Here is a 25,192-nt window from a genome sequence, read left to right as displayed (position 1 = left end):
TTACTTATCCGGCAGCGGCAGCCTAAAGTGATGATAGAGCAACTTTGCCGACAATAGTAAGGTCAGTATTTCCGCAAGCGGCACCGTCAGCCAAATTCCGCTTATCCCCCAGATTCTCGGGAGCAGGACAAGTCCGAGACCAATCCAGAGTATTCCTCTGCTCAAGGCAATCGCTACTGCCTGTACAGGGCTGCAAATAGCGGTAAAATAGCCGGCAGCTACAAGGTTAAGGCCATTGGCAAAAAAGGCAAACGCATACAGCTTTGCCCCGTTTTCCGCAAAGGCAAGCACCGGCCCGTGACTTGCATCAAGAAACAAGGCTATGATTTCCCGGGAATAAACCAGTATTACGCCAAAGAAGCTAATGCCCACGATCAGGGCAGAAAGACCGGCCAGCCGCAGCACTGCTTTTACCCGTGCTATGTTCCGGCTGCCATAGTTGTAGCTGATAATTGCACCCACACCGTCTGCTAAGCCCAGCAGCATATTGTTGCCAATAAACTGTAGGTAGCTAATGGTTGTAAAGGCAGCGACGCCAATTTCACCGGCATAGCGCATCAGCGTAATGTTAAATAAAAAGGTGGTAATACCCGTCCCAACCTCTGCCAGCCCTTCCGACATGCCGTTATAAAAAATGCTGCGTGCCAGTACTGGACTAAAGCGCCCTCCTGTTAGCTGCAAGACGGTCCTGCCTGTAATAAACGGCAGTATAGCCATAACAAAAGCAATTCCGTAACCCGCTCCGGTAGCTAAGGCCGCTCCCTTGATGCCCAGCGACCAGCGCACAACAAAGATATAGTTAAATATCATATGGGTGACCACCGCCATCACTAATACCAACATGGAGTACAGCGGTTTTCCCTGTACTTTCAGCACATAATCCAAAACAAACATGATTCCCAAAAACGGCAGAAACAAGCCTGTATAGGTAATATAGTTCGTCACAAGCGGCATCAATTGTTCACTTGCTCCCAGAAAGGCTGCTATCTCCTTCGTAAAGCCTATGGCAATGGCTGCCAGCAAAAGTGCCGTTCCCGTGATCAAAACAAGCGCAGTTGTAAAGGTATCATCCGCCGCTTTCTTATTACCCTCTCCCAGGCTGCGGCCAATCAAGCTTTGTGTACCAATGCCGATGATCACACCAAGGGCAATCATCAGGCTAAAAAACGGCATTGCTATATTGACACTTGCCAGGGCATTGACGCCAATATAATTGCCAACCAAAAAACCATCGACGATCGTATTTATTCCTAAGAACAGCATACCGGCGATGGCAGGAATACTGTACGAAAAAAACAGGGTAGTAATGTTTTGCGTACCTAATCGATTCTCCTTCATGCTTATCACCTCTTAAGAGATGATAAACCTTGGAGCGACTCTAAGGTCAAGGATTATTTCAATCCAATCCATATTTCGTAATAATCAAGACCATCTTTATGAGAGCTTGCCATATATCGGCCAATCAAAGCGGTCTCTACCTGCCTGCCATTTTTCTGGAGATAGTGCAGCGCCTTCGTCAGCACTGTATTTTCTTGTTCCAAATAATTCGTGGCTACAATGGTATAAAGATAGTCCCTTTCCGGAAGGGAGGTTAATTCTTGCTGCTCTTCTTCATCCAAGAGGCATAAGTGCTCTTCATCCAGACTGATGCCCGTCTCTACAGAAAGAAAGTTCGGTTGCTGCACAAGCTCTTCACCAGGTATCAGTAACGTATAGCGGATGTTATTCATCCAACTCCAGTCCGTTTTTTTATACTTTCGTATCATTCCTATCAGATCATCGGGCTGCATACCTAATAGTTTATATTTAAAAGAAGGTGCAGAGACAATTGACAGCACGCCTAAGCGCTCTTCACAGAGTTTATATTGGGCAGCGACCTGCGCAATTAGCTTCCTTAGTTCTATTAATACACGAATTCGCGCTTCAACGACTCGCTCATTTTCATACAGCATATTTTTAATCTCGCCAATATCCATTTGCGTCACCACTTGCCGGATATCCGCGACAGGCACTTCCATATTGCGAAAGAATAAGATATCTATCAGCAGCACAAGTTCATTATAGGAATAGTACCGGTAGCCATTCGTGCTGTTTTTATGTGCTGCAAGCAGTCCGGACTTCTCATAGTACCGCAGGGTATCAGTTGATATATCGAACAACTCTGCAACTTCTCCAATTGTCCATCTCACATTTATCCCCTCCTTATCTGCGCAGCTTAAGCTTTTATCTTTTTATCATACCATATAGAGCATTGCTGCATTCATAAGCAATGCTGCCCTTTACCTTTAGTCCATAAAAAATATACATTTTTTATAGGTGTCTTTTTCAAGCCCGAATGCCTTTCATTCCTTGTAAATTCCGGCTTTATCTGAATAAAAATCCCGGACATGGCTGCAATTGACTTTTAGTATTGCTGTCGATATAATGAAATTACAAGTGCATATTGCTCCAAGGGGAGTAACCTTTACAGCATAGTCGTCAAGTTCGGATTAAAACCCCGGCTGTGCTGGCAGCCTCATGAGTTGTTGGTAAGACCTTGCCTTTTTTATAAAAGGGCAAGGTCTTTTTATATATAAATAAATGAGAGAAAGGGTGAATCTAATGAACCTTTTACCGGATGTCCATAATGTTCGAGCTTTTTTCTGTTATGAACAAAAAGTAAGCAGGGGTGATAAACTTGGACTGGGCGCGAATAACAGGTTATGTCGGGCTGCTTTGCATCGCCATTTCAGTTTTAGCGTCAATCATTGCGGCCGTCGTCCCAGACTACCGTAACATGGAACGACCCGAGGAAATCGTTCGATGGGGTCGGTATCTCTGGGCCTACGCTGCCGTTACGATGGGCATGTTTTTGAAAAATAAAACGGGTAACATCCTGGAGCTTTTCGGGGGAGTCCTAGCGGGAGGGTTAAGTCTTCTTCCGTCTATTGCCCCATTTATTGTCTTGCTCTATTCTTTTCGCGCCTTTCGCATGCTAAGCAAGACAAAAGGCAGTCTCCCTTTCTAAGGAATTTCACTCGAAGATAGAGGATTTGATCGCTTATAGGAGGGATCATATGAAAAAACACTGGCATGAATTAGCCGCCGGAGAGGTTGAGCGCCTGCTCAGTTCAAATGCAAGCGCAGGCTTAACTTCGCTGGAGGCAGATAAACAACTTGCCGTTCACGGCTTCAATGAATTGAAAGAAAAGCCGCGGGAAACGCTGTGGCAAAAATTCGTGAATCAGTTTAAGGATTTTCTGGTGTTGATCCTGATTGCCGCCAGCTTAATCTCCGTTTTAGTCGGAGAAGTAACCGATTCTATCGTGATCATCGCCATCGTGCTGTTAAATGCGCTGCTTGGCGTTTTCCAGGAGGCAAAAGCGGAAAAAGCGCTTGCGGCCCTTAAGGAAATGACGGCACCTAACTCTAAGGTCCTTCGTGATGGAGAGATTACCATCATCCCCTCCAAGCTTCTCGTACCGGGAGATGTCGTACTGTTAGAAGCAGGGGATTACATTCCAGGTGATTTGCGTTTTATCGAATCCCATAATGTGAAGGTCCAGGAGGCTTCCCTAACCGGTGAATCAGTGCCTGTAGAAAAGAGTACCGATCCGGTTGGCAGTACGGCTTCACTGGCCGATCGCCACAATATGGGTTTTATGAGTACCGTTGTCACTTATGGCCGGGGCAAAGGAATTGTTGTCGGTACCGGCATGCAAACGGAAATTGGTAAAATTGCCGAGATGCTTCAGTCAGTGGAAGAGGATAGCTCTCCATTACAGAAGAAGCTGGCCGAATTCGGCAAAATGCTTGGTGTACTCTGCTTATTCGTCTGTGCTCTGGTCTTTGGCCTGGGAGTATACAGCGGCTACAGCGACGGCGTCCTGGAAATGGCCGAAGTACAGCTCATGCTTATGACGTCTATCAGTCTGGCAGTTGCCGCCATCCCCGAGGGCTTGCCAACTGTTGTTACCATTGTACTCGCACTGGGTATGCAGCGTATGGCTAAGAAAAATTCCATCATGAAGAAACTGCACGCCGTAGAGACACTGGGCAGCATTTCCGTTATCTGTTCGGATAAAACAGGTACCCTTACCCAGAACCAGATGACGGTGGTAAAAGCGTTCACGTTAGAGAGAATGATTGACTTAAGCGGCGAGGGGTATGATCCGAAAGGAGAGTTCTTCCGGGACGGCAGTACTGTCGACTTATCGGAAGAGCAGGATCTTGCTTTTCTCCTGAAAGGGTCCTCCCTGTGCAATGACGCACAGTTAAAACAAGCTTCCGATACGGGAGCCTGGCATATTGTCGGTGATCCTACCGAAGGCGCTCTGGTGGTTGCAGCCGCTAAAGGCGGCTATATCCAAAGTAAGCTGACTGCTGATTATCCCCGTATTCAGGAGCTGCCGTTTGACTCGACCAGGAAGATGATGACCACCTTTCACCATATGGAAGGTAGAGACCTTGCTTTCACCAAAGGTGCACCTGATATATTGCTAAGCCGCTGCACCCATATTGCTGTCAACGGTTCTATCCATCCCTTAACACCTCAGGAGCGGAACAGCATTGCCGTCGCCAACCAGGAAATGGCCTCTCATGCCCTGCGTGTGCTGGCAGTAGCCTATCGTGCCTGGGACAGTATTCCCGACGCACCAAACGCCGCTGAGGTTGAAGAACAGCTCATCTTCATCGGGCTGCTGGGCATGATTGATCCTCCCCGACTGGAAGTACGTGATGCAGTTGCCGTTTGCCGCTCAGCCGGGATTCGTCCTATTATGATTACTGGCGATCATCCCGATACGGCCTTGGCAATCGCCAAAGATCTCGGTATTGCCAGCCAAAGCAGCCTGGCGATTACCGGCAGTCAGCTCGATACCCTGTCTCCGGCCGAGCTGCAGCAGCTTGTACAGACTGCCAGCGTGTTTGCCCGCGTCTCACCGGAGCACAAGATGGCGATCATTGATGCCCTGCGCAGCAATGGACAGATCGTTGCTATGACCGGCGATGGCGTCAATGATGCCCCAGCGCTGAAGAAAGCGGATATCGGTGTGGCTATGGGCATTACAGGCACTGACGTTACGAAGGAAACGGCCGATATGGTTGTAGCCGATGATAACTTTGCCACCATTGTTTCCGCTGTTGAAGAAGGCCGGGTCATCTATGCGAACATCCGCAAATTTGTTTACTTCCTGTTATCCTGCAATGCTTCCGAAATTCTGGTTATTCTCTTTGCGATTCTGCTGGGCTGGCCTATTCCGCTGCTGCCGATTCAATTGTTATGGATCAATCTTGTAACAGATGCTTTCCCCGCACTGGCCTTGGGAGTAGAAAAGAAAGAACCAAATGTCATGAAGCTCAAACCCCGTAATCCGGCAGAGCCTCTCTTAACCTGGAAATTGCAAGTTATGATTGGCATTCAGAGTCTGGCCATGGCAGTAACAGTACTGGGCGCCTTTAAATACGGTCTTTACGCTTATGAGGGAGATCTCGGAGTCGCCCGGACTTTCGCCTTCATCACACTCATTACCACACAGGTAATTTGCGCCTTTGCTGCCCGCTCTGAGCATTATTCCGTTTTCCAGCTGGGATTTTTCAGCAACAAGTACTTGAATGCCGGAGCGGCCTTGTCGCTGTTCCTGCTGCTGCTTTCGGTGTACGGTCCACTGCATGTGATATTCAAAACTATTGAACCCGGTCTCAATGAGTGGCTGTTCCTCCTTGCCCTGTCCCCTTTACCGTTTTTGGCAACAGAGCTGACAAAACTTGTTCTACGGTTATCCACAAAAGAAGACTCACAGGTAACGAATTCCATAGCGAAATAACGAGCAAAAAGAGGCAGCCCATAAAAGGCTGCCTCTTTTTCACATATTTTACCAAATTTCTACTAGAAATTTACTTCTTTTACCTGCTTTTTCTATTCTTTCCAGAGGTAATCCACAAGGATCGATTACCTTATCAACACGTTATCCACAAACTGTTGATAATTGTTCGTGCCTAAAACTACGTTTTTTACCAAACTTTCGTGTTTTTGTTCGGCTCTTATCCACAATTGTAGGTATATTGTTAATAACTTTGTGGATAAGTCGGTGGTTTTATCCGGAAATTCACCTTGAATATGTGGATAACTACGATTACATCACTAGAATCAGCTGCTATGCTACCGGCCGACTCCAATCGACATGAACTCCGGTAGTTACCCACAAACGGGCAAGAGCAAGCTGCAGTGTTCTTACATCTTCATTTGGTTTTGCCTGCCATTCCATAAAATCCACAAGGGTATGCTGTGCGGCACGTATCACCTGTGTTGTGGATAAGTATGCTTCTACTTCCTGTCGCTTTGCCGCATCTTCGAGCTGCACTTTAATGGTTTTACTGGCACAGTCATACTCAATAAAACCATTATCATTATCATAGTGAATGGCCACTTGAAATAAGTTGTTCATGTCACACCTACTCCATTCAAATTTTCACTTCTCTATGAAAAGAAAAATACGGCTAAGAAAAGTAAATTCCTGCCGTACAATTGTTTGTTTTTCTATAGATATTAAGTTTATTTCAATCATTTACTTTACTGCTTTTTTCGGAGGGCATTATAGGCTTGCGCTGATATTTCGGCTAAGAAATTACTGGCATAGTCTTCCGAGCGATCCGAGGTTGTATAAGCACTGATCAGAATCTGATCGCGCCCATCATCGACAAGCCCTACATCACATAAGACTCCCGGCAAAGCGCCCACTTTATTCAGCACCCTGCTATGGTTCATAAACCGGGGAATTTCCTCGCGGTAAATCGTGTGCGCCAGTTCTTCTTTCAAAATGGTAGAAAACTCTTTTGCCACATAGTCTTCCCGGTAAATACGCTCAAAAACAATAGCCATTTCCCGGGGAGTCGTAACACTATGATACTTATACTGTTCAAAGGCCTCTTCGCTGTGAATGCGCGTTTTTACTAAGCCTAAATCCGTCAGCACCTGGGTCAGTGCTGCCGGCTTTTCCGCTTCAATTTCCTTTAGCAGCGTGTAGAAGGCCGGATTATCACTTACCACCAGCATATCCTTGATGTGCTGGTCATATTGCTTTTTCTTCTCCTTTGATGCCTCAGCATACATGTACTTATACACCGCTAAAGAAACAACCAGCTTATGGGTGGAGGCCGTGGGAAATACCTCATTCTCGTTATAGCTCACCGTTTGACCGGTCTGCAGGTTTTTAGCATAGATCCCGGCTTTTCCGTCAAATTGTTTGGCACTGCTATGCAGCTTATCGACTAACGGACCGGATATCTCATTCTCTGCAGGCCCCGGCACTGCAGGCTGACTGCCTTTTGTTTCAGCCTTTGGAGCGGAATCAACCGGATATTTCGGGGCCGGTTTGCTAAATCCACAGCCAGCTAGCAGCGCGAGCATCAGAACAAGAACTATCGCTTTTCTCATTTCATCTCTCCTAAGAAAAATAGATAGTCTTAACTTTTCCTGATCAGCCGAATTTTATGTTCGCTATTTTGTCAGCAGCGGAACAGTATTGGCAGCATGAGGCATCAATGTCACCCGGTAATCAGACCGCCCCAGTTTTTCTTCCGCTAACTGCATAGCCTCTTCAATTGTAGCTGCTGCATACATACCGGTTTTTTCAATGATTTCCTTATTCTCAGGCAGGGTAATGACAATATGAGGCCGCCGCTGAATCTGCTCGCCTAATTGGAGCGAGACAAAGCCAGGTACGGTAAACGCCTTGCGCAGCTCTATTTCACGGTCATAGAGCGATTCGTAGGCAAACCAGCCCATAAAATCAGGAGGCTCACTAATGTCACTGCATTCCAGCATCAAAATTACCACGCCATCTTCCTTACAGGCCATCGCAGCATTATCCTGTGCCTTTGTACCCTGATAAAAATTGATATCTTTAGGATAGCCGCCTGCTGTAGCAATTACAATATCCGCTTTCTCCTGGATAGGTACACCAAAGATCTCACTTACTGTCTCACAGCCCGACAGCCAGGCTTCGTGCCAGTGACCGGCTACAAACCGGGCAAATTCACCCTCTGCGGTAAGCACGACATTTAATAAAAATGCCGGATTCAGCATCTTAGCCATTTCCAACTGGTCCTCGTGCATATTGTTGCCTTCCAGTTTGCCGCTGGCGCAGGCCGAACTCGTCCCTTTGCCCACTTCCTCATCAAGACAAAATGTATGGTTTCCCTGGATGGTGGCATATCCGGCCACGCCAGGCATGATTGCCTTACGCCCGCCGCCGAAGCCAGCCATCAAATGATAAACAATTCCGCCAGTCAGGATCACTTTATCGGCATTGACAACATGTTTATTCAATTCGCAGCGAACACCCCGGCTGGTTGTGCCAAGATACACGAAATCTTCGGTCGTCATTGCACAGCTTTGCAGGATGCGAATGCGATTAACCACTTCACTGCCATAGACAGCACTGTTTTCTGCCTCCGTATGGTAACGGTGAGCTCCCAGCGCGACAACAAGCGAGATATCACTGTCCGGAATACCGGCACTATTTAGTTCATCCAAAAGAACCGGCAGAAATAAATCATGCCGTATCCATGCCCGTGTAATATCACTGGCAACGATCACGACTTTATCTCCGGACTGAACGGTTTGATTGAGTGGCAGTGTACCAATAGGGTTCGCCAGTGCCTCCCGAACGGCAGCCCGCACATCCTGAACCGGCTCAGTCTGTTTTCCTTCGATGATGTGAAGTATTTTATTATCAGGCACTTCTACTTGAATTGTGCCTTTACCATAACCCATTTCTACTGTAGCCATTTGCTCATCTCCTACGCAATTTGCGGCATAAGCCGACCTTTTGAGTTACCTCATTATAGCAACAGCGTCAAAGCATGGTCAAGTTAACAGGCCATGATAAAGCCCTAGGTGCGTCGTACCCGCACGAAGTACTAAGGCACTAAAGTGCCAAGAACTACGCATTCAGGCCTGCGGGAGATCGCCACGCTGCGCTCGCGATGACACTTGGCTCTACTGTCATTGCGAGGAGTAAAACGACGTGGCAATCTCCTTCCAGGCACGTTTGTCTACAGGAAAAAAAGGCCTGCCCCAAGGCAGACCTTTTTGTTTATTCTTGTGAGTGATCCGTTTTGTTTTCTTTTGTACTCTCTTCTTTTTTATCTTCGGCTTTTGCTTTGGACTCTTCCCGTTTCGAGGAAGCTTCTTCCGCTTTGTCCTCTTCCGCTAAAGACTGACCAATCTGGCGCAATTCCGCTTCTGACTTGCGTCCTTCCACGGTAACCTGTTTGCTGCCTACGTCCATAGTCACTTTATTAATGCCTTCTGCCGAAGGCTCTTCAACCGGAGCTGCCGCCTTGCGCATTGCTATGCTATACTGGGCCGGCTGCTCTTTTTGCGTGATAATAATCTCATCTCTTGTACCGGCGCCATAGACCTGCCGAGAGCTGCCTTGCTCTTCAACGGTAACGTCGGCTTTTCGTCCAGGCAGCATTAACGCTGCTACTTTCTGCTCTGTCTGTTTAGCTGCTTTTACCGGTACCTCAGGTTTTTCTGTTTTACTGGCGACAACGGGAGCCTCTTGCACTACAGGCGAACGCTCCGGTTTCGGCTCGGCCACCGGCTGGCTTTTTTCCACTGCCTGGGGCGCAGCAGGCTGGGCAGCAGGTGTTTCGGGCAGCGGCGTCACTACCATTGGCGGAACCAGAGGCGCCTGCTTGTCAATAACAGATGGAACGCTGGGGCTTTGGGCTAATTGTTTATCCTGTGTCTGACCGGGCAGTCGATCGGGATTCATCTGCGCTACCAGCAGAAATGCAGCTGCAGCCACACCTGCCGCTGCCATTTGCAGCCAGCGGCGCACACCACTGCCACGCTTGCCGCTGTCAGTAAGCAGTTTATCTACTGTTTGGGCCACTAAGTCAGCCGGCGGGTGCTCATTGCCCATTTTATGTCTTACAACTGCGGCAAAATGAGCCAGTTCCCGGGCTTCCTGATCCTCGTTATGGATTGATTCATTACGATGCATTGCATCAATTAATTGAGACAATTCTTCCGCTTGTTTGTCTGCTTTCATTGTAGTCATTCGTTCCACCTCCTTACTGTACGAAACCTTGATCTTGGCACATGCGGCGCAGGCTCTTCAATGCCCGCTGCTGCAGCATCTTGAGCGCTGCCTCTGTTTTCCCCATCATGTCTGCTGCTTCTTTTACCGATACTCCTGCAATGATTCTTAATTCGACGGCCCGGCGCTGATCATCAGGCAGCAGGCGAACCAACCGGGATATCTCTGCTTGCCGTTCATGATCCAACGCAGCTTCTTCAGGACGAATGCCGGTATCAACAATGGGCATTTGATACTCTGCAATATCAATTACCGGCGGTGTTCTGCCTTTTTTGCGCCAGTAGTCGGTGACTAAGTTGAGTGCAATTCGTCCTAAGTAGGTTTTGAAGGGTACATCTTTAATCTCATACCGTGATAACGACCGGAATGCCTTAAGAAAAGTTTCCTGTGTAAGCTCTTGTGCATCCTCGGTGTTGCCCATTTTATACAATACCAACCGGTAGATGGGCTGCCAATAACAGCTTACCAGCGCATTTAATGAATCGCGATCGCCGTTCTGCGCTTTTGTAATGACTTGCTGCTCGTTGATCATGCCCCACCTGCCCTTCCAGTTTCCAAAAGTTATTTACATTACATAAACGCTTATTTTTTAAAAAAGTAACGCTTGTTTTCAATTTGTCCAAGGAATGAAAAAAAATGCTTTTTATCTGACCAAATTTACATGTAAGATTTTCTGCGGACTATTGCTGCGGCAGCAGTAACACCATCGGTAAATAGCGAACCCCCTGCTGCATTTGCTCCTTATTACGGATAATAAAGCCAAGTTGTTCGTATACAGGAACGGCATATGCTGAAGAGTTTACCGTAATTGCTTTTAACTGCGGCCGCTTTTCCAGACAGCGTGCTATTGCCGCCCGCAGCAGCTTCTTAGCAATTCCCCGCCGCTGATAATGGCGGGCTGTAAACAACAAGGCGATGTGACTGTAAATGCGAACTTCTATTACGCCGACTACCTGACCGCCATGATAAGCAACAAACATACACGCCCCTGCCGTCAAACGCATCCTTATATTTGCAGGCCGAATAAACTCCAGAAATTTAGCCCGCCCCTCAGGAAGCATACTGGCAGCATTATACTCTACAAAGACTTTTCCAATCATTGCCGCGATCTGCTCACTTTCTTCAGCAGCCGCCGGTTTAATTATCAATTCTTCCATTTGCCTTCATCACTTACTTTCTTCAGGTGATTGCAATATTGTTCTAACATTAGGCATGGCCCTCCAAACTCCTGCTTATTACCTTCGACTCCTGTTTGTTAGCACTAAACTGGGTATACTAGGGTGTGTCTTCAAACTAGCGGAATGGTCAATGGCGAGTGATTTTTGTGCCAGACAAGGTAATTTTTTGCAGAACACGCCCTATGGAAAGGGGGAGTCATTTTGGTTATTCAATTCGTCACCCGCGTTTTTCCGTTAGTAAGCCGCGAGCTTGACCAGTGGCGCTGTCTTGCCAGTCAGATTCCGGATGAAATATTAGCTTCCCAGGCCCTGTCCAGCATCCGCGACAAAAAATTCCACTGCCAGGGAGGCTGCATATACAGTCTTTACCCCGGTGCCGATAGAGACACACTGATCCGGCTGATCGTTGCACTGCAGACCATCAGCGATTATCTTGACAATCTTTGTGACCGTTTGACGGTGTATGACGAAATAGCTTTCCGCCAGCTTCATCTCGCTATGACAGATGCACTGGAGCCGCAAGGAGTTCTTCATGATTACTACCAGTTCTATCCGCTGCGAAGCGATGGTGCTTATTTGCTAACGCTGGTCCAAGCCTGCCGCCGCGAACTAGCGCGGCTTCCCGGCTATGCAGCGGTGAAGCCAGCGGCCTTGGAGCTTGCCGCATTATATAGTCAGCTGCAAACCTATAAGCATCTGGCTCCTGATAAACGGGAAGAAAAAATGCTAAGCTGGATTTCCGTACATCTGCCTAACTACCCCGGCTTATCTCCGTGGGAATTCGCTGCGGCTACCGGCTCTACGCTGGGTTTATTCATGCTTTGTGCCGCCGCAGGCAGTCCCCGCACGAGTGCCGAAACGGCCCGCACCGTTTCCACCACCTATTTCCCCTTTATCACCGGCCTTCATATTTTACTCGACTATTTTATTGATGCCGCCGAAGACCGGGCGCAGGGCGATTTAAACTTTGTCGCTTATTATCGCAATTCCACACAAACGACCGAGCGCTTAGCTTACTTTATTGACCAGGCGCGGCAGCAGGCCCGCCTGCTGCCGGAACCACACTTTCACCAGACGATCATACAGGGCTTATTAGCGATGTATCTATCCGACCCTAAGACTAACCAGCAGCCTGAGCGGACAATAAAAACCACCCTGCTGTCACAAGCAGGGTGGTCCACTACGTTCTACTATACTTTCTGCCGCCTATTGCGGGCAAGAAAGCTGTTATAAGGTTATGCGCATTCATCCAGTTTTTCACCGGTCAATACTGCTCTAAAATCGTTTCCGGTAATGCTTTCCTGCTCCAGGAGAATGGCTACTACCGCTTCCAGCTTAGACCGCTGATCGGTAACGATACCGGTTACTCCGGCTTCCACATCCTGCAGGATGCTGGTAATGGTAGTATGGAGCAGGGCTTTCGGTACATCATCAGGTGATACAATGCCCAGCTCAGACATGCCCCCGAATATAATCTGCTTGGCCATATCCGTAGCTTGCTTAAAGTCATTGCCCGCTCCGGTACTGCGATTGCCGAAGATTAATTCTTCCGCCACCGCACCGGCTAGAGCAACGCCAATCCGGCCGCGAATATAATCAACCGTATAGAGGTACATATCATCCTGCTGCGTCTGCCGGACATAGCCAAGTGCATTACCCCGTGAAGCCACATTGACCGAGGCAACAGATCCGGCATTCACGAACTCGCTGACAATGGCATGCCCAGCTTCATGAACGGCAATCCGGTACTTTTCGGCCTGATTAGGCAGCCGGTCAAGCTTTTCACCCATTATTACTTTCTCAACTGCACTTTTTAGATGCTTGCTGCTGATTTTTTCAGCGTTTTCACGAAGGGCCATAATGGCTGCTTCATTTGCCACACTTTCTAAATGAGCTCCGGAAAAGCCAAAGGTGTCAGCGGCAAATTCATCTAATGTGACACCCTCTGCCAATGGTTTATTTCTGGTATGCAGTTCAAGAATAGCCAAACGGCCTTTTTTATCAGGCAGATCCACCTTCACCTGCCGGTCAAAACGGCCTGGGCGGATAATCGCCGGATCAAGAATATCCAGGCGGTTAGTAGCGCCAATTACTAAAATCCGCACATCATCTTCATTTGAGAGGCCATCCATTTGCACAAGCAGCTCATTTAACGTCTGATCGTATTCTAAGTTATTAGCTCCCTGACCACGCTTGCCGCACAGCACTTCCACTTCATCAATGAAGACGACTGCGCTTTCCTTGCCTTTGCGTTTAGCCAGATCACGGGCTTGCTTAAATAGCTGCCGTACCCGCTGAGCACCGACACCAACATACATTTCCACAAACTCGGAGCCACTGGCAGCAACGAAGGCAGAGTCAATATATTGAGCGGCTGCTTTTGCCAGCAGTGTTTTACCGGTCCCTGGAGGGCCGTTGAGCAGCAGCCCTTTTAACGGTCTGATGCCAAGACTTTTGATTTTTTCCACATCCCTGATAAACTCAAGGGCTTCGCACAGTTCTTTTTTCGCTACATCCTGACCACCGATGTCATCAAAGCTGATCATTTTTTCGTCACTCTTGCTGCCACCAATCACAGCAAAGGACTTACCGCCGCGGACATTCACCATATAATACATCGTACCTACCAGTGCGGCCAGGAAGAACAACGGCATGACATTAACGCCTTGCCAGATAAAAAAGATAACCGCACCAATCGCCACACCTACACCAATTTCTATGCGATTCATAGTTCAACCTCCGCTTCTAGCGCGGCACTACCACATACATTTGACCGTCGTCTTTAGCCAACTGCAAATAGACAACCTTGGCTTCTACGATGATTTTAGCTGTCACACCGGCCTCAGCTGCCTGCTTTTGCACGCGCTCAGCCATTACGGCAAAGTTTCCGGTCACTACAGCTTCCTGGATGTGATAATGCACATTATAATAAAACTGCTCCAACTCAGGAGTGCGCTTATCTTCAATCGTAATTTTAAAAGGTTTGGTTCCTAGAATGCGTTTGGCGCCATCATTAATGGCACTATACGTTTTTTGCAGGTTATTAACATTTTCTAATGATATATATATTTGGACAACGTCATCCTTTTTTCCTTCTTCCCAGCTAGCCTTGGCCACTCCATCAACGCCTTGAAACAGTTTATCAAGCGGCTGGGCGACGGCAAAACGCTGCCATACCATTTGTCCCCCGGCTAAAAGTGCCAATGTTGCTACAATAGCAATTGCACTTACCAGCCAGTTATATTGCTTTCCATTCATAGCGTCCCTCCTTTTGGCCTGATTGCAGAAGATATTCCTTTACCAGTCTGATTATTTATTATATCGCACTTACTGCTTTCAGCCAAGGAGCAAGAATAAGTGTATACGATCAAATAACTAATTGATATACGTTTTTCAGCAATTATATATATAACGCGTATAAAACGAAAAAAGCCGTACCCCTTTGTACGACTCTTTATCACCATTTCTGTTTTCTAAACGACGGACGATTACTTGCTCTGGTTACCAGCTCCTGCAAAGCAGGTAATTGTTCCTTGCAAATGCCTGTCCGGACACTCCCGAACCGCTCCACTGCCGGAACCACCATTGCCATATCTGCATTACCGGCTCGCTCTCCCAGTCCCAAAACAGTAGTGCTGACCAGCGAAACACCGGCATTCACCGCGGCAAGCGTATTAGCAACAGCCAGCCCAAAATCATTATGACCATGAAACTCGATCGGCAAAGGACTGCTTTTCACCAAAATCCTCAGCTTTTTGTGCAGTTCAAGCGGTTCCATACAGCCTACCGTGTCGGCATAGCGGATATATTGTGCGCCCATGTTCCCCGCCAGATCGGCAACAGTCAGAAAAAATTCATCATCGGCCCGGGAAGCATCTTCTGCTCCCACCGATATGCCGCAGCCATAGCCACGGGCGATATCCAGCGCCTGCTTAAGCTGATTGAGCACCCAATCGCGGGATCTGTTCATCTTATGAACAATGTGCAGGTCCGATACAGGGACCGAAATATGCAAAACAGAAAACCCGCACGCCGCCGAAGCATGAATGTCGTCCGCCACTGCCCGGTTCCACGCTGTAAGTGTTGCCCTCAGCGGCAGGGCTAACATACTGCGCAAGACTTCCTGCTCCTCTGTCCCCATAGCCGGTGTACCTGCTTCAATTCGTCCGACCCCTGCACGGTCAAGGGCCCTGGCAATCTCCAGCTTTTCTTCGGCGGAAAAAACGACACCTGCCGCCTGCTCGCCATCACGCAGCGTCGTATCCACCAGGTGCAGCTGCCTGCTGCCGCTATTCATAGTACTTTACCGCACACAATTCCAGTACTTCCGTTGAGCGCAGCGGCCTCTTCCAGACGAGTACGGCCTGGCGAATTTTTGTCAGCATTCCCTGCAAGGCGGCTGAGCTCACCTGTATTCCTTTTTCTGCTAGTACGATTTGCAGGGAAGTTGTCCCTGAATGCTTACCCACTATTAGATAGCGGTCCAAGCCTACTGCCTCAGGCGGGAAGGGTTCATATATCTGCGGATTCTTTTGAATGCCGAATACGTGCAGCCCTGATTCATGGGCAAAAATATTATCCCCAATAACAGCTTTATCTACTGCAGCAGCTTCGTCCATAGCGGACAATATAGCAGTACAGCGAGCTGCCAGCTGGTCGACAAGTTCGGTATCCTGGTGCAGCAAATATTTTGCAGACACCAGCACTTCTTCAAATGCCGCCTGACCAGGAATTCCTATCCCGGCTACCGCTGTTCCAACCCGCTCCACCCCCGCCTGAATTGCGCTTAAAGCATTGGCTGTTGCCAGCCCATACTGATTGCAGCCATGAAACTCCAGCAGAATAGAAATCCGATTTTTTAAGTCTCTGATAGCAGCATAGGTTGTAAATGGATCAAGCAGACTGCCGCTGTCACTATACAGCAGCGAATCCAGCGGGGAACCTTCGAGTTTTATTAACAAATCTATGATTTCTTCTACTGATAAGGCTGAGGCATTTTTTAGATTAAGCGACACTTTCAGCTTGAGCTGCAGTGCTTTGTTAATCGCATCCTGAAGCCCTATCGGCAGCGACTCCCCCGCCCGGTGTTCGTAGGTAATAGCCACTTTTGACAGACCGCAGCGGCAAACCGCCGTTGCTTCCTCTGGGGAAGCTTTTATTTGCACCCGTAATGACTGCTGATAAGCGCTCAAATTTTTACTTGTTTCTTGTAGCTGTGCAAAAGGAATATCCATAACGGAAACCGGGAGTTCACTCAGCTCTTGGGCCATAAGTACCAATGCTGCTGCCGGCAATTTTCTACGCAGCCCTTCTCTCAGTGTTTGATCCATATACTGTACACTGACACTCATGGTCGAGCCCCCTTTCTTCCCGCTATTATCTTTATTCTGTACAGACACGCTTCCTCAGGATAGCCTTAATTTCACTCGGTCCGATCTTTTCCGCCTCATATACCAGGCTTGAACCGGTCATAGCCTCCAGCTCCAGCCAGGGCGGAACATGATTGCAGATAATTTCGAGTTGATAAAAGCTTCCTCTCTTCAAAAAAGGCATTAAGATTTGCTTGGTTGTTACACCCGAATCCGCTTCCTGCACCGCTTTGATAGACAGGCGGTAATGACCGTTGCCAATATGTTCGGGAATGGGGATGATTACCGGTTTAGCCTGTGCCGTCAGTTGTTCCTGTACTGCTTCGTCTTCTTTTTCGATAATGTATTCCAGAAAGTCAACGGGTTTACCGGCAAACTCCCACACACTACAGCCAATTCGCTCCAGCTCATAATAAGGTACGCCGGTAATGGAGCTGGCAACAAAAATCTTGCAGTTTTCGAGAAACTCAATCACTTCAGCCATTTGACTGCGCATTTCCCTGAGTCCTTTATCCTGCTTCAAGGTAAAGACTAACTGCCGCTCAACTCCCCATATTCCCATTTGCCGACGGTATACAAGGATAGTGCCCGATTCATTAATAGCAGCAGTCTCGCCCCTGCGCGACGTATGGACAGCAATTTCTCTGGTCATAAGCCAAGCTCCTTTCCATTAGATCTCCAAGCGCGAAACCGGGCTGCCGCCTTCAATGTGACTTTCCATGATCTCTTCCACATCTTCTACCGTAACCATTCCATACCAAACATTTTCCGGATAGACAACAACAATCGGTCCTTTTTCACAAATTCCGAAACAGCCGGTATTGCTGATAAAGACTGAGCCGCCTAAATCCCGCTCTTCAATCTCTTCCATAAATTTCATCATAATGTCAACACCTTCTTTCGTGTGACACATGCCCTTTTGCTGTCCCGTCGGGCGGGAGCTGGTACAGACGAAAATATGTTTCTCCGGTTTATTCATTTTGTCATCTCCTTTGTTTATTTGCTGTTACATGACTTCTTTCATCTTCAATTCTTCTGCCGTGTAACGCAGCCCATTTTCCACACTGTCGCAAAACTCAATACTCTGAATGCCTTTTCTGCGCAAACGCTCCTTCGCACTATGTCCGATACGCATAGTCAACACTGCTGCACAATCCTTCAGCGACTCGACGATCACCTCACGGCGTTCTTCTTCGGTATCACACTCTTGCATACCGGCGCAGTATTTATCTACCTGCCTCGTTTCAAGCAGTTCAAAAGTATTATTTTCCCCTTGATAGATGCGGAATTCCGTTGCATGACCGAAATGCAAATCTACCAGCTTGCCATACTTACTAGCCACAGCAATTTTAATAGGCTTTGCAATGACTTCTTCAGCAGCTGGCTGCTTCTGTACAATTGATGATAAGCGAAATTCCTGCGAACGGTCTTCTCCCAGCAAGCCGATAGCATCTGCCCTGCATTGCTTACAGTGCCTCATCTGCTGCATATCTAGCTGACACAAGTTGCGCATTTCATTGATGTCTTTCATGCTGGTCTGCGGAAAGCTTTCAAAATTGCTGCCGGGCGCTGGGATGAGCGGCATAATATTCGTGATAAACGCACCCAGCTCTTTTACCTTTTTTACTACTTCCGGTATATGCTGATCATTTACTCCCGTTACCATAACAATATTAACTTTCACTAAAACACCGTGTTTTGCCAAAAATTCAATGCCTGCTAATTGGTTCTTGAGCAAAATTTGTGCAGCTGCCACTCCTGTCAGCGTCTCCCCTTGGTAACGGGCGTATTGATAGAGCTTAGCCCCGATTTGAGGATCAATTGCATTACAAGTGACAGTTACATGATTAACACCCAGATCAATAATCTCCTGGCCATATTCAGGCAGCATCAGGCCATTCGTAGAGAGGCAAAAAGTCATTTCCGAGTCAATTGCCTTAATTAATTCAATGGCTTTTTTGGTCTCCGGCCAGTTAGCAAGGGCATCGCCAGGTCCGGCAATACCAACAACACTTAATTGCTCGATCTGTTCTTTTACCCAAGAAAACTTAAGCAAGGCCTCGGCAGGTGTCAGAATTTCGCTGGTCACACCCGGACGGCTTTCATGGACACAATCAAATTTACGATTACAATAATTACATTGAATATTACAGGCAGGAGCTACCGGCAAATGCATCCGGGCATACTTCGTATGCGCCTCAGCTGAATAACAAGGATGTTTGCTCGTTTTTTCGGCAATATAGTCTGGTATTCCCATACACTCACCTCCAAGTTCTATCATTTCGCAGCTTTATAGTAAGCATCAAGCATAGTGCTTCGGTATTTACTGTACTTATTTTCCAGCAGCGTGTTTGTCATACGGTCCATTAGTGCTGCGGTCCCGGTATAGCCTACCGACAGCAATCGCTGTCCGCCTACCCGGTCATGGATGGGAAAGCCTACCCGTACCAGAGGAATGCCCTCTCGTTCGGTCAAATAGCGTCCATCAGAATGACCAAGCGCAATGTTCGCCCCCAATTCTACGCTTTTGCGCCGGATCTGAACAAAGTCAGACTCGGCTAAAATTGCAGCCTTGTGCTGGTATTTTTCAAATTCAGGAGCTAGCAAGACTGACAGCTGGTTCGTTCTGCTGCCTGAGGCTACTACTACGGGAAATATGCCATTTTCGATACACATTTGTGATAGTGCATACACGAGTTCAGGTTCACCAAAGATAACACTTCGTCCGGCAAAATTATATTTATGAGAATCTACCATTGCATCAAGCAGCCGCCCCCGTTCCCGGATAATACTCTCCGGAACCGCTTTACCGGTAATGGTAGACAGGGCCTGAAAGAAAAGATCCGTATTCTTAACGCCAATGGGAATCGGAACTGTATAAAGGGGGACACCGAAGGTTTCCTGCAAGAAGCGTCCTGCCGAGTTTTCCGCATCGGCGGTAATGCCAATTTCAATTGTAGCAGGAGCACCGGCCATCGCCCGGATGTCAGCAATTTTGGTGCCTCCGGCGGGAATCTTTGTATAAGGCCGGGCAATCGGCCGGTCAAGCGTATCAGAGAAATCCGGACACAATACATACTCGATTTGCATGATATCAAGCAGTCTTTTTATCTCCCGTAAATCAGCGGGACTGATATGACTGGTAATGATATTGAGCCTGTTGTGTGCGGGTGTCCGCTCTGCCAGGTACGAAACAATTTTCTTTACAGCTAGTTGATAGCCCTCGGCATGGGTCCCACCATAGCCCGGCGTAGGCACTGGAACGATGGGGAAGTCTTTTAACTGTTTATGGATTTTATATTCAGCTGCAATACGCTCAATATCTTCACCGATGGTTTCGGCCAGACAGGAAGTCAGCACGCCGACAAGCTGTGGCTGATAGACCCGGAGAATATTATCCAGTGCCTGATTGAGGTTCTTTTCTCCGCCGTAAATAGTCCCTTTTTCATTCAGTGAAGAAGATCCCACATCAATAGGCTCATTGAAATGTTCGGCTATATGCCGCCGCATATAAGTACTGCAGCCCTGGGAGCCATGAATGATGACCATTGATCCTTCAATGCCTTTAAAGGGGAGAATGGCCCCTAACGGCATACACATATGACAAGGGTTTTCATTTACATTTTTGCTATGCTTGACTGTCAGATCCATGTAAATCACCTCCAAAGTCATACATGTATTCCCATACGGGTGAGCAAAGGGTCGAATGAACTTCCTTGGCAAAATTGACAGCTCCCACAAAACCGCTGAGCGGATGCTTACGGTCGTGATTATGATCGACAAAGGCAATTCCCAGCTTATAGGCAAGCGGTCGTTCCTTAACGCCGCCCACTAAGAGATTAGCGCCTTGCTGGGTCATAAACCGTTCCAATTCAGAAGGGTTGGCATCATCCAAAATGACGGTACCGTCATCCGCTAATTCATGAATGGTATCATATTCATCTTGCTGGCCGGTCTGGGTGCCTACCATGACGACATCGATGCCAATTTCGCGAAACTGTTTGATAAGAGAGATTGCTTTAAAGCCTCCGCCTACATAAACGGCTGCTTTCTTGCCATTAAACTGTCCTTTATACGTATCAATGACCGGCTGAACCACTTGCTGTTCCCGGGCAATGAGCCGCTCTGTCCTCTCGATAATAGCGGTATCACCAAAAAACCGGGCAATGCGGCGAAGTGAATCGGCTGTATCTTCCATACCCAAAAAGGAAATCCGTAAATAGGGAATATCAAACTTCTCCTGCATCTTATTAGCCAGATACGTCATTGATCCGGCACACTGCATCACATTGAGCGACGCCATTGTCGCCTTCTTCAGTGTTTCATAGTTGGAGTCTCCCGTAAAAACGGCATTGACTTCTATTCCGATTTCCTCCAGGTAACCGCGAATGATCCACGCTTCACCGGCCAAATTAAAGTCGCCCAGATAGTTTAAGCTTGATTTCTTGCGCGGCAGTGGCTTCTGAGGAGTGATAATACGCAGCAGTGCATCACAGGCTGCCCGGTAACCGGCTGCCTTGTTGCCGATAAAGCCGCTTGATTGCACCGGTATCACTTCTATCCCGTGTTTAGCCGCTGCCTGCCTACAGACTGCTTCCAGATCATCACCGATGACTCCGACGATACAGGTAGAATAAATAAAAAATACTTTGGGCTGATATTTTTCCACTAATTCATCAATCGCCCGTTGTAATTTGGGCTCACCGCCGAAGATAACGTCATGTTCCTGCAGATCGGTGGAAAAGCTATTTCGATATAAATCGGAGTCACTTGAGAGGCTTCCCCGGATATCCCAGGTATAACTGGCACAACCGATCGGGCCGTGCACCAAATGCAGCGCATCTGTAATGGGGTTTAATACGACACGGGCACCGCAGTATACGCACGCCCGCTGGCTGACACAACCGGCAATGCTGTCAGCATCGCATTTCAGTGATGTTTTTTGTTTCCCTTTCGTTGCGATAAAAGGGTCGCGTTCATTAATAGCGGCAGCTGTATCCATGATGTCACTCCTTTCACAGGTTGTTACCGATTGATGGGAACCTTCTGGTTAGATAGGGAAAGAGGCAGCGTTGCTAATCGTAGTTAGGCAACGCTGCCTCTTTCCCTTGGTATTACATTACTAATTCAAAATCTTCATCTGCAGCATCACGGTCCTGGCGGTCCAGCAAAGCATTGCTGATCATTTCAATCAAGCGCATTGCGCCACGGTAACCGACGATGGGCAGATAAGAATGGACGCTGCGATCAAGCACTGGAAAGCCGACACGTACAAAGGGAATATCTTCGGCTCTTGCGATGTATTTGCCATACGTGTTGCCGATCAGGAGATCGACAGGATCATTTTTAATCCACTGATGGAGCGTAAATAAGTCGCCATTACCTTTTGCATTACCATTCACATTGGCTGCAGCCAGCATTTCACGAACATCGTCTTCAAAGCTGCCCATACCGGAACCGATAGCCCCACCTGGTGTGCCGGTCAATACATGTACCGGTACCATCCCAAGGCTGAGTACAAATTCGGTAAGGCCCGTCAAAATGTCTGGATCGCCAAAGATTGCTACCCGTTTGCCATGAAAGTGGAAATGAGTGTCTGTCATAATATCAACTAATTGACCGCGTTCTTCTTCCAATTCATAAGGCACTTCGGTTACTGCAAACCGACGCAGAGCCATAACAAAATCATCTGTTGCTTTTACGCCGATCGGTGTCTTTAGCGCCAGGGCAGGGACTTTGCATTTTTTCTGCAATAGCTCTGCCGCCTCACTGGAAGCAAACCGCCCCAGTGCAATGGATAGTTTTGAGTTTCCTGTATCCTTTAATTCTTCAATCGTTGTGCCGCCTTTGGGATACATATCAAACTTACCTGTCATGGGAGAATCAAGTACGCCCGTCGTATCAGGGAACATAATTGATTTAACTCCCATCAGCTTGGTGATGCGTTTGATTTCCCGCATATCGCCGGGATTAACAAAACCGGGGATGAGATTAATTTGTTCTTTTTTAATGGACGTAGTGCTTTCTGCCAAATAGCTGACCATGCCTTTTACCATGTTAGAGAAACCGGTAACATGAGAGCCTTGGTAGCTTGGCGTATTAGCATGTATGACAATTTTACCTTCAGGTACTTCAGAGGATCGAATAATCGTTGGCACATCATCGCCAATTGTTTCGGTAAGACAGGTAGTGTGAACAGCGATGACATCAGGGTTATAGATTGAAAATACATTTTTAATAGAGGTTTTTAAGTTTGCCGCTCCGCCAAATACGGATGACCCTTCTGTGAAAGAGCTGGTAGAAGCCATAACCGGATCACGGAAGTGACGGGTTAAATGCATACGATGGAAGGAGCAGCACCCTTGGGAACCATGGCTGTGTGGCAGGCATTTATGAATTCCCAGTGCCGCATACATAGCGCCAATTGGCTGGCACGTTTTAGCCGGATTGATAATTCCGCCACTTAAGCGCTCTTTTAAGTCTTTTGTTGTTGCGTCTAACATGCCTTACCCTCTCCTTCTGCCATTTTTCCTTCTAACAGCGGTTGATCCTGCCACGGTGGTACAATAAAGTTCCACGTAGGAGTAGCAAAACTCATTGCAATATCACGGGCAAAGTTTAACGCTCCATTAAAGCCAGCATACGGGCCGCTGTAATCATAAGAGTGCAATTGTTTTGCAGGAATGCCCATTTTTTGCACTACATACTTATCTTTAATACCTGAGGAAAAAATATCGGGCTTTAACAGCTTAATAAATTCATCTGTTTCGTAATGATTGAGATCATCTACGATGATATAGCCGTCTTGCATATCAAAATTCATGCCTTTATATTCACTGAGAGGTATTTTTTTCTTCAGCTCTTCTAACTTTTCAGGAGAAACTTTTACCCGGAAGCGTTTTTCATCGCGGTTAACATGCAGCTCAGGGATATTTTTGCTATCTGCATCTGTTTTAATAGTGGGAATCACGTGGCGGCCCTCATAGTCATCGCGATGAGCGAATTCATAGCCGGCAAGTACTGTTTCAATACCAAGCTCCCGGTACATCCCCTGGTAGTGATGTCCACGGGAACCACCAACGAAGCAGAACGCGGTTTTTCCTTCGCAAACTTTACGGTATTGATCAATCATGGGTTGAACACGGGCGACTTCACGGGCAATGACTTCTTCAGTTTTCCGGGTTAATTCTTCATCATCAAAGTAGGTGGCCATATCGCGCAGCGATTGAGACATCCCTTCTACCCCGATGAAGTTTACTTTTACCCAGGGAGTGCCATATTTGATTTCCAGCATTTCGGCAATGTAGTTAATGGAACGATGACATTGTACCAGGTTAAGATCTGCCGTATGAGCGTGACGCAGTTCTTCATACGAACCGTCTCCAGTCATGGTACTGACAATGGTATAACCGATATCTTTCAGCACCCGCTCAATTTCCCAGGCATCGCCGCCAATATTATATTCACCCAGAACATTGATTGCATAACGGCCGGGCGCCTCTTCCTTATCACTTGCCCCAATGACTTTATCCATGAGGATATTGTTGGCAATGTGATGACCTGCCGACTGACTTACCCCTTTATAACCTTCACAGCTAAATGCCAGTACCGGTACTCCATGACGCTCTTCAGCCGCCTTGGCAACTGCATTGATATCGTCACCGATTAAACCAACCGGACAAGTGGCATTGATACTAATTGCTTTGGGCTTAAAGATATCGACAACTTCATCAATTAGCTTCGCCAGCTTTTTTTCACCACCGAAAACGATATCCTTTTCCTGCATATCGGTAGTAACGCAATAGTTAATGAAATTCTGCGTAGGATCTTCCGATTTTGCCTTATTGCGGCGTGTTCCCCAGGTATAATAGCTGCAGCCTACCGGGCCATGAACAATATGAATCATATCCTTCAGTGGACCGACGACCACGCCTTTACAGCCGGCGTACGCACAGCCGCGATTCGTGATAATACCTGGTATAGTACGGGTATTCGCTTCAATAATCTGATCAGGCTGAGACGAATCCTTAACCAAAATGTGTTTTTTCCGGGCTTTCTTTACTTTATCGGGTAATGTATTCAAAAGCTCTTGCAGCTTTTCTTCTGTAAATGCCATTTTAAAAAACCTCCTTTGCTGTTTTCCTACAGAGCTTCATCACCGCGTTCACCTGTGCGGACTCGTACTGCTTCATAAAGCGGCAGGACAAATATTTTACCATCACCGACGTTATATTCGGTTTTATTGACCTTGATAAGTGATGCTACTACTGCAGGTACATCAGCATCATGAACTAGCACCGTAAACAACCTGCGGGGAAACAATCTGGTTCCATCCAAGAAGCCGGTAACCAATTCGACAACTTCCGGGTCTTCCGGATCGGACATCGCCAGCAGTTTCACTTTCCGGTCTTCTACCAATGCCGGATCAGTAACCAGTTTGCCCCGGCCCATTACTTTAAAGGTAGTAAACCCGGGATAGCCAACCTCGACCAGTGCCTTTTTTGTAGCATTTACCTTGTTCATGCGAATAACCGCAATAACTTCCTTCATTTCA

22 protein-coding genes are annotated in these 25,192 nt (G+C 47.4%); 2 read left to right on the top strand and 20 right to left on the bottom strand.

Annotated elements, in window-relative coordinates; translation table 11 throughout:
* A complete protein-coding gene (locus RTR76_RS01580; protein ID WP_312515908.1) occupies positions 1-1,338 on the bottom strand; it encodes an MATE family efflux transporter in 1,338 nt (445 codons plus the stop codon).
* Positions 1,339-1,391: 53 nt separating this feature from the next.
* Positions 1,392-2,189 (bottom strand): MerR family DNA-binding transcriptional regulator, encoded by a 798-nt coding sequence (locus RTR76_RS01575; RefSeq protein ID WP_312515905.1) that lies wholly within the window; start codon positions 2,187-2,189, stop codon positions 1,392-1,394.
* An 867-nt stretch (positions 2,190-3,056) separates the two neighbouring features.
* On the opposite strand from RTR76_RS01575, the gene RTR76_RS01570 reads away from it, so the two are divergent.
* Positions 3,057-5,804: a cation-translocating P-type ATPase gene (locus tag RTR76_RS01570; protein ID WP_312515902.1), complete on the top strand. Its 2,748-nt coding sequence runs from the start codon at positions 3,057-3,059 to the stop codon at positions 5,802-5,804.
* A gap of 330 nt (positions 5,805-6,134) precedes the next feature.
* On the opposite strand, the gene RTR76_RS01565 is transcribed toward RTR76_RS01570, so the two are convergent.
* The 6 genes from RTR76_RS01565 to RTR76_RS01540 form a co-directional block, all read right to left on the bottom strand.
* The gene (locus RTR76_RS01565; protein ID WP_312515899.1) at positions 6,135-6,425 is read right to left on the bottom strand and encodes a hypothetical protein; all 291 of its coding nucleotides are present in this window, start codon (positions 6,423-6,425) and stop codon (positions 6,135-6,137) included.
* A 125-nt stretch (positions 6,426-6,550) separates the two neighbouring features.
* Positions 6,551-7,414 carry a serine hydrolase gene (locus tag RTR76_RS01560; protein ID WP_312515897.1) on the bottom strand — a complete coding sequence of 288 codons (864 nt, stop codon included), beginning with the start codon at positions 7,412-7,414 and terminating at the stop codon, positions 6,551-6,553.
* Between the two features lie 63 nt (positions 7,415-7,477).
* A complete protein-coding gene (gene larA / locus RTR76_RS01555) occupies positions 7,478-8,770 on the bottom strand; it encodes a nickel-dependent lactate racemase (protein WP_312515894.1) in 1,293 nt (430 codons plus the stop codon).
* 307 nt (positions 8,771-9,077) lie between these two features.
* A complete protein-coding gene (locus tag RTR76_RS01550; RefSeq protein ID WP_312515891.1) occupies positions 9,078-10,052 on the bottom strand; it encodes a hypothetical protein in 975 nt (324 codons plus the stop codon).
* Between the two features lie 13 nt (positions 10,053-10,065).
* A complete protein-coding gene (locus RTR76_RS01545) occupies positions 10,066-10,623 on the bottom strand; it encodes an RNA polymerase sigma factor (protein ID WP_312515888.1) in 558 nt (185 codons plus the stop codon).
* Between the two features lie 148 nt (positions 10,624-10,771).
* Complete coding sequence (locus tag RTR76_RS01540) at positions 10,772-11,248, bottom strand: GNAT family N-acetyltransferase (protein WP_312515884.1); 477 nt, start codon at positions 11,246-11,248, stop codon at positions 10,772-10,774.
* Between the two features lie 222 nt (positions 11,249-11,470).
* Here RTR76_RS01540 and RTR76_RS01535 point away from each other — a divergent pair, with 222 nt between their 5' ends.
* Entirely contained in the window at positions 11,471-12,502 is a 1,032-nt protein-coding gene (locus RTR76_RS01535) for a tetraprenyl-beta-curcumene synthase family protein (RefSeq protein ID WP_312515881.1), read from the top strand.
* Between the two features lie 2 nt (positions 12,503-12,504).
* Here RTR76_RS01535 and RTR76_RS01530 read toward each other — a convergent pair whose 3' ends face one another.
* From RTR76_RS01530 to RTR76_RS01475, 12 genes are all read right to left on the bottom strand, one after another.
* A complete protein-coding gene (locus RTR76_RS01530) occupies positions 12,505-13,998 on the bottom strand; it encodes an AAA family ATPase (RefSeq protein ID WP_312515879.1) in 1,494 nt (497 codons plus the stop codon).
* A 16-nt stretch (positions 13,999-14,014) separates the two neighbouring features.
* Positions 14,015-14,527: a hypothetical protein gene (locus tag RTR76_RS01525; RefSeq protein WP_312515876.1), complete on the bottom strand. Its 513-nt coding sequence runs from the start codon at positions 14,525-14,527 to the stop codon at positions 14,015-14,017.
* 199 nt (positions 14,528-14,726) lie between these two features.
* Positions 14,727-15,566, bottom strand: a complete 840-nt coding sequence (locus RTR76_RS01520) for a homocitrate synthase (RefSeq protein ID WP_312515873.1) — start codon at positions 15,564-15,566, stop codon at positions 14,727-14,729.
* Positions 15,559-16,620, bottom strand: coding sequence for a hypothetical protein (locus RTR76_RS01515; RefSeq protein WP_312515870.1), 1,062 nt, complete (start codon positions 16,618-16,620; stop codon positions 15,559-15,561). Before RTR76_RS01515 ends, RTR76_RS01520 begins: the two co-directional genes overlap by 8 nt.
* Positions 16,621-16,651: 31 nt before the next feature.
* Positions 16,652-17,290, bottom strand: coding sequence for a Fe-only nitrogenase accessory AnfO family protein (locus tag RTR76_RS01510; protein WP_312515867.1), 639 nt, complete (start codon positions 17,288-17,290; stop codon positions 16,652-16,654).
* A gap of 18 nt (positions 17,291-17,308) precedes the next feature.
* Positions 17,309-17,617, bottom strand: coding sequence for a 2Fe-2S ferredoxin (locus tag RTR76_RS01505; protein WP_312515864.1), 309 nt, complete (start codon positions 17,615-17,617; stop codon positions 17,309-17,311).
* 27 nt (positions 17,618-17,644) lie between these two features.
* Positions 17,645-18,895 (bottom strand): nitrogenase cofactor biosynthesis protein NifB, encoded by a 1,251-nt coding sequence (nifB, locus tag RTR76_RS01500; RefSeq protein WP_312515861.1) that lies wholly within the window; start codon positions 18,893-18,895, stop codon positions 17,645-17,647.
* Positions 18,896-18,915: 20 nt separating this feature from the next.
* The gene (locus tag RTR76_RS01495) at positions 18,916-20,289 is read right to left on the bottom strand and encodes a nitrogenase component 1 (protein ID WP_312515858.1); all 1,374 of its coding nucleotides are present in this window, start codon (positions 20,287-20,289) and stop codon (positions 18,916-18,918) included.
* Complete coding sequence (nifE, locus tag RTR76_RS01490; protein WP_312515855.1) at positions 20,267-21,640, bottom strand: nitrogenase iron-molybdenum cofactor biosynthesis protein NifE; 1,374 nt, start codon at positions 21,638-21,640, stop codon at positions 20,267-20,269. The genes RTR76_RS01495 and nifE overlap by 23 nt, the downstream gene beginning before the upstream one ends.
* Before the next feature lie 112 nt (positions 21,641-21,752).
* Positions 21,753-23,141, bottom strand: coding sequence for a nitrogenase molybdenum-iron protein subunit beta (gene nifK / locus RTR76_RS01485; RefSeq protein WP_312515852.1), 1,389 nt, complete (start codon positions 23,139-23,141; stop codon positions 21,753-21,755).
* Positions 23,135-24,754 (bottom strand): nitrogenase molybdenum-iron protein alpha chain, encoded by a 1,620-nt coding sequence (gene nifD / locus RTR76_RS01480; RefSeq protein WP_312515849.1) that lies wholly within the window; start codon positions 24,752-24,754, stop codon positions 23,135-23,137. The genes nifK and nifD overlap by 7 nt, the downstream gene beginning before the upstream one ends.
* A 26-nt stretch (positions 24,755-24,780) precedes the next feature.
* Positions 24,781-25,188: a P-II family nitrogen regulator gene (locus RTR76_RS01475; RefSeq protein WP_312515846.1), complete on the bottom strand. Its 408-nt coding sequence runs from the start codon at positions 25,186-25,188 to the stop codon at positions 24,781-24,783.
* Between the last annotated feature and the right edge of the window lie 4 nt (positions 25,189-25,192).

Origin of the sequence: Anaerospora sp., from assembly GCF_032013335.1 — a bacterium.
GTDB lineage: Bacteria > Bacillota > Negativicutes > Sporomusales > DSM-15969 > Anaerospora.
This window is presented reverse-complemented; position numbering and strand designations above follow the sequence as displayed.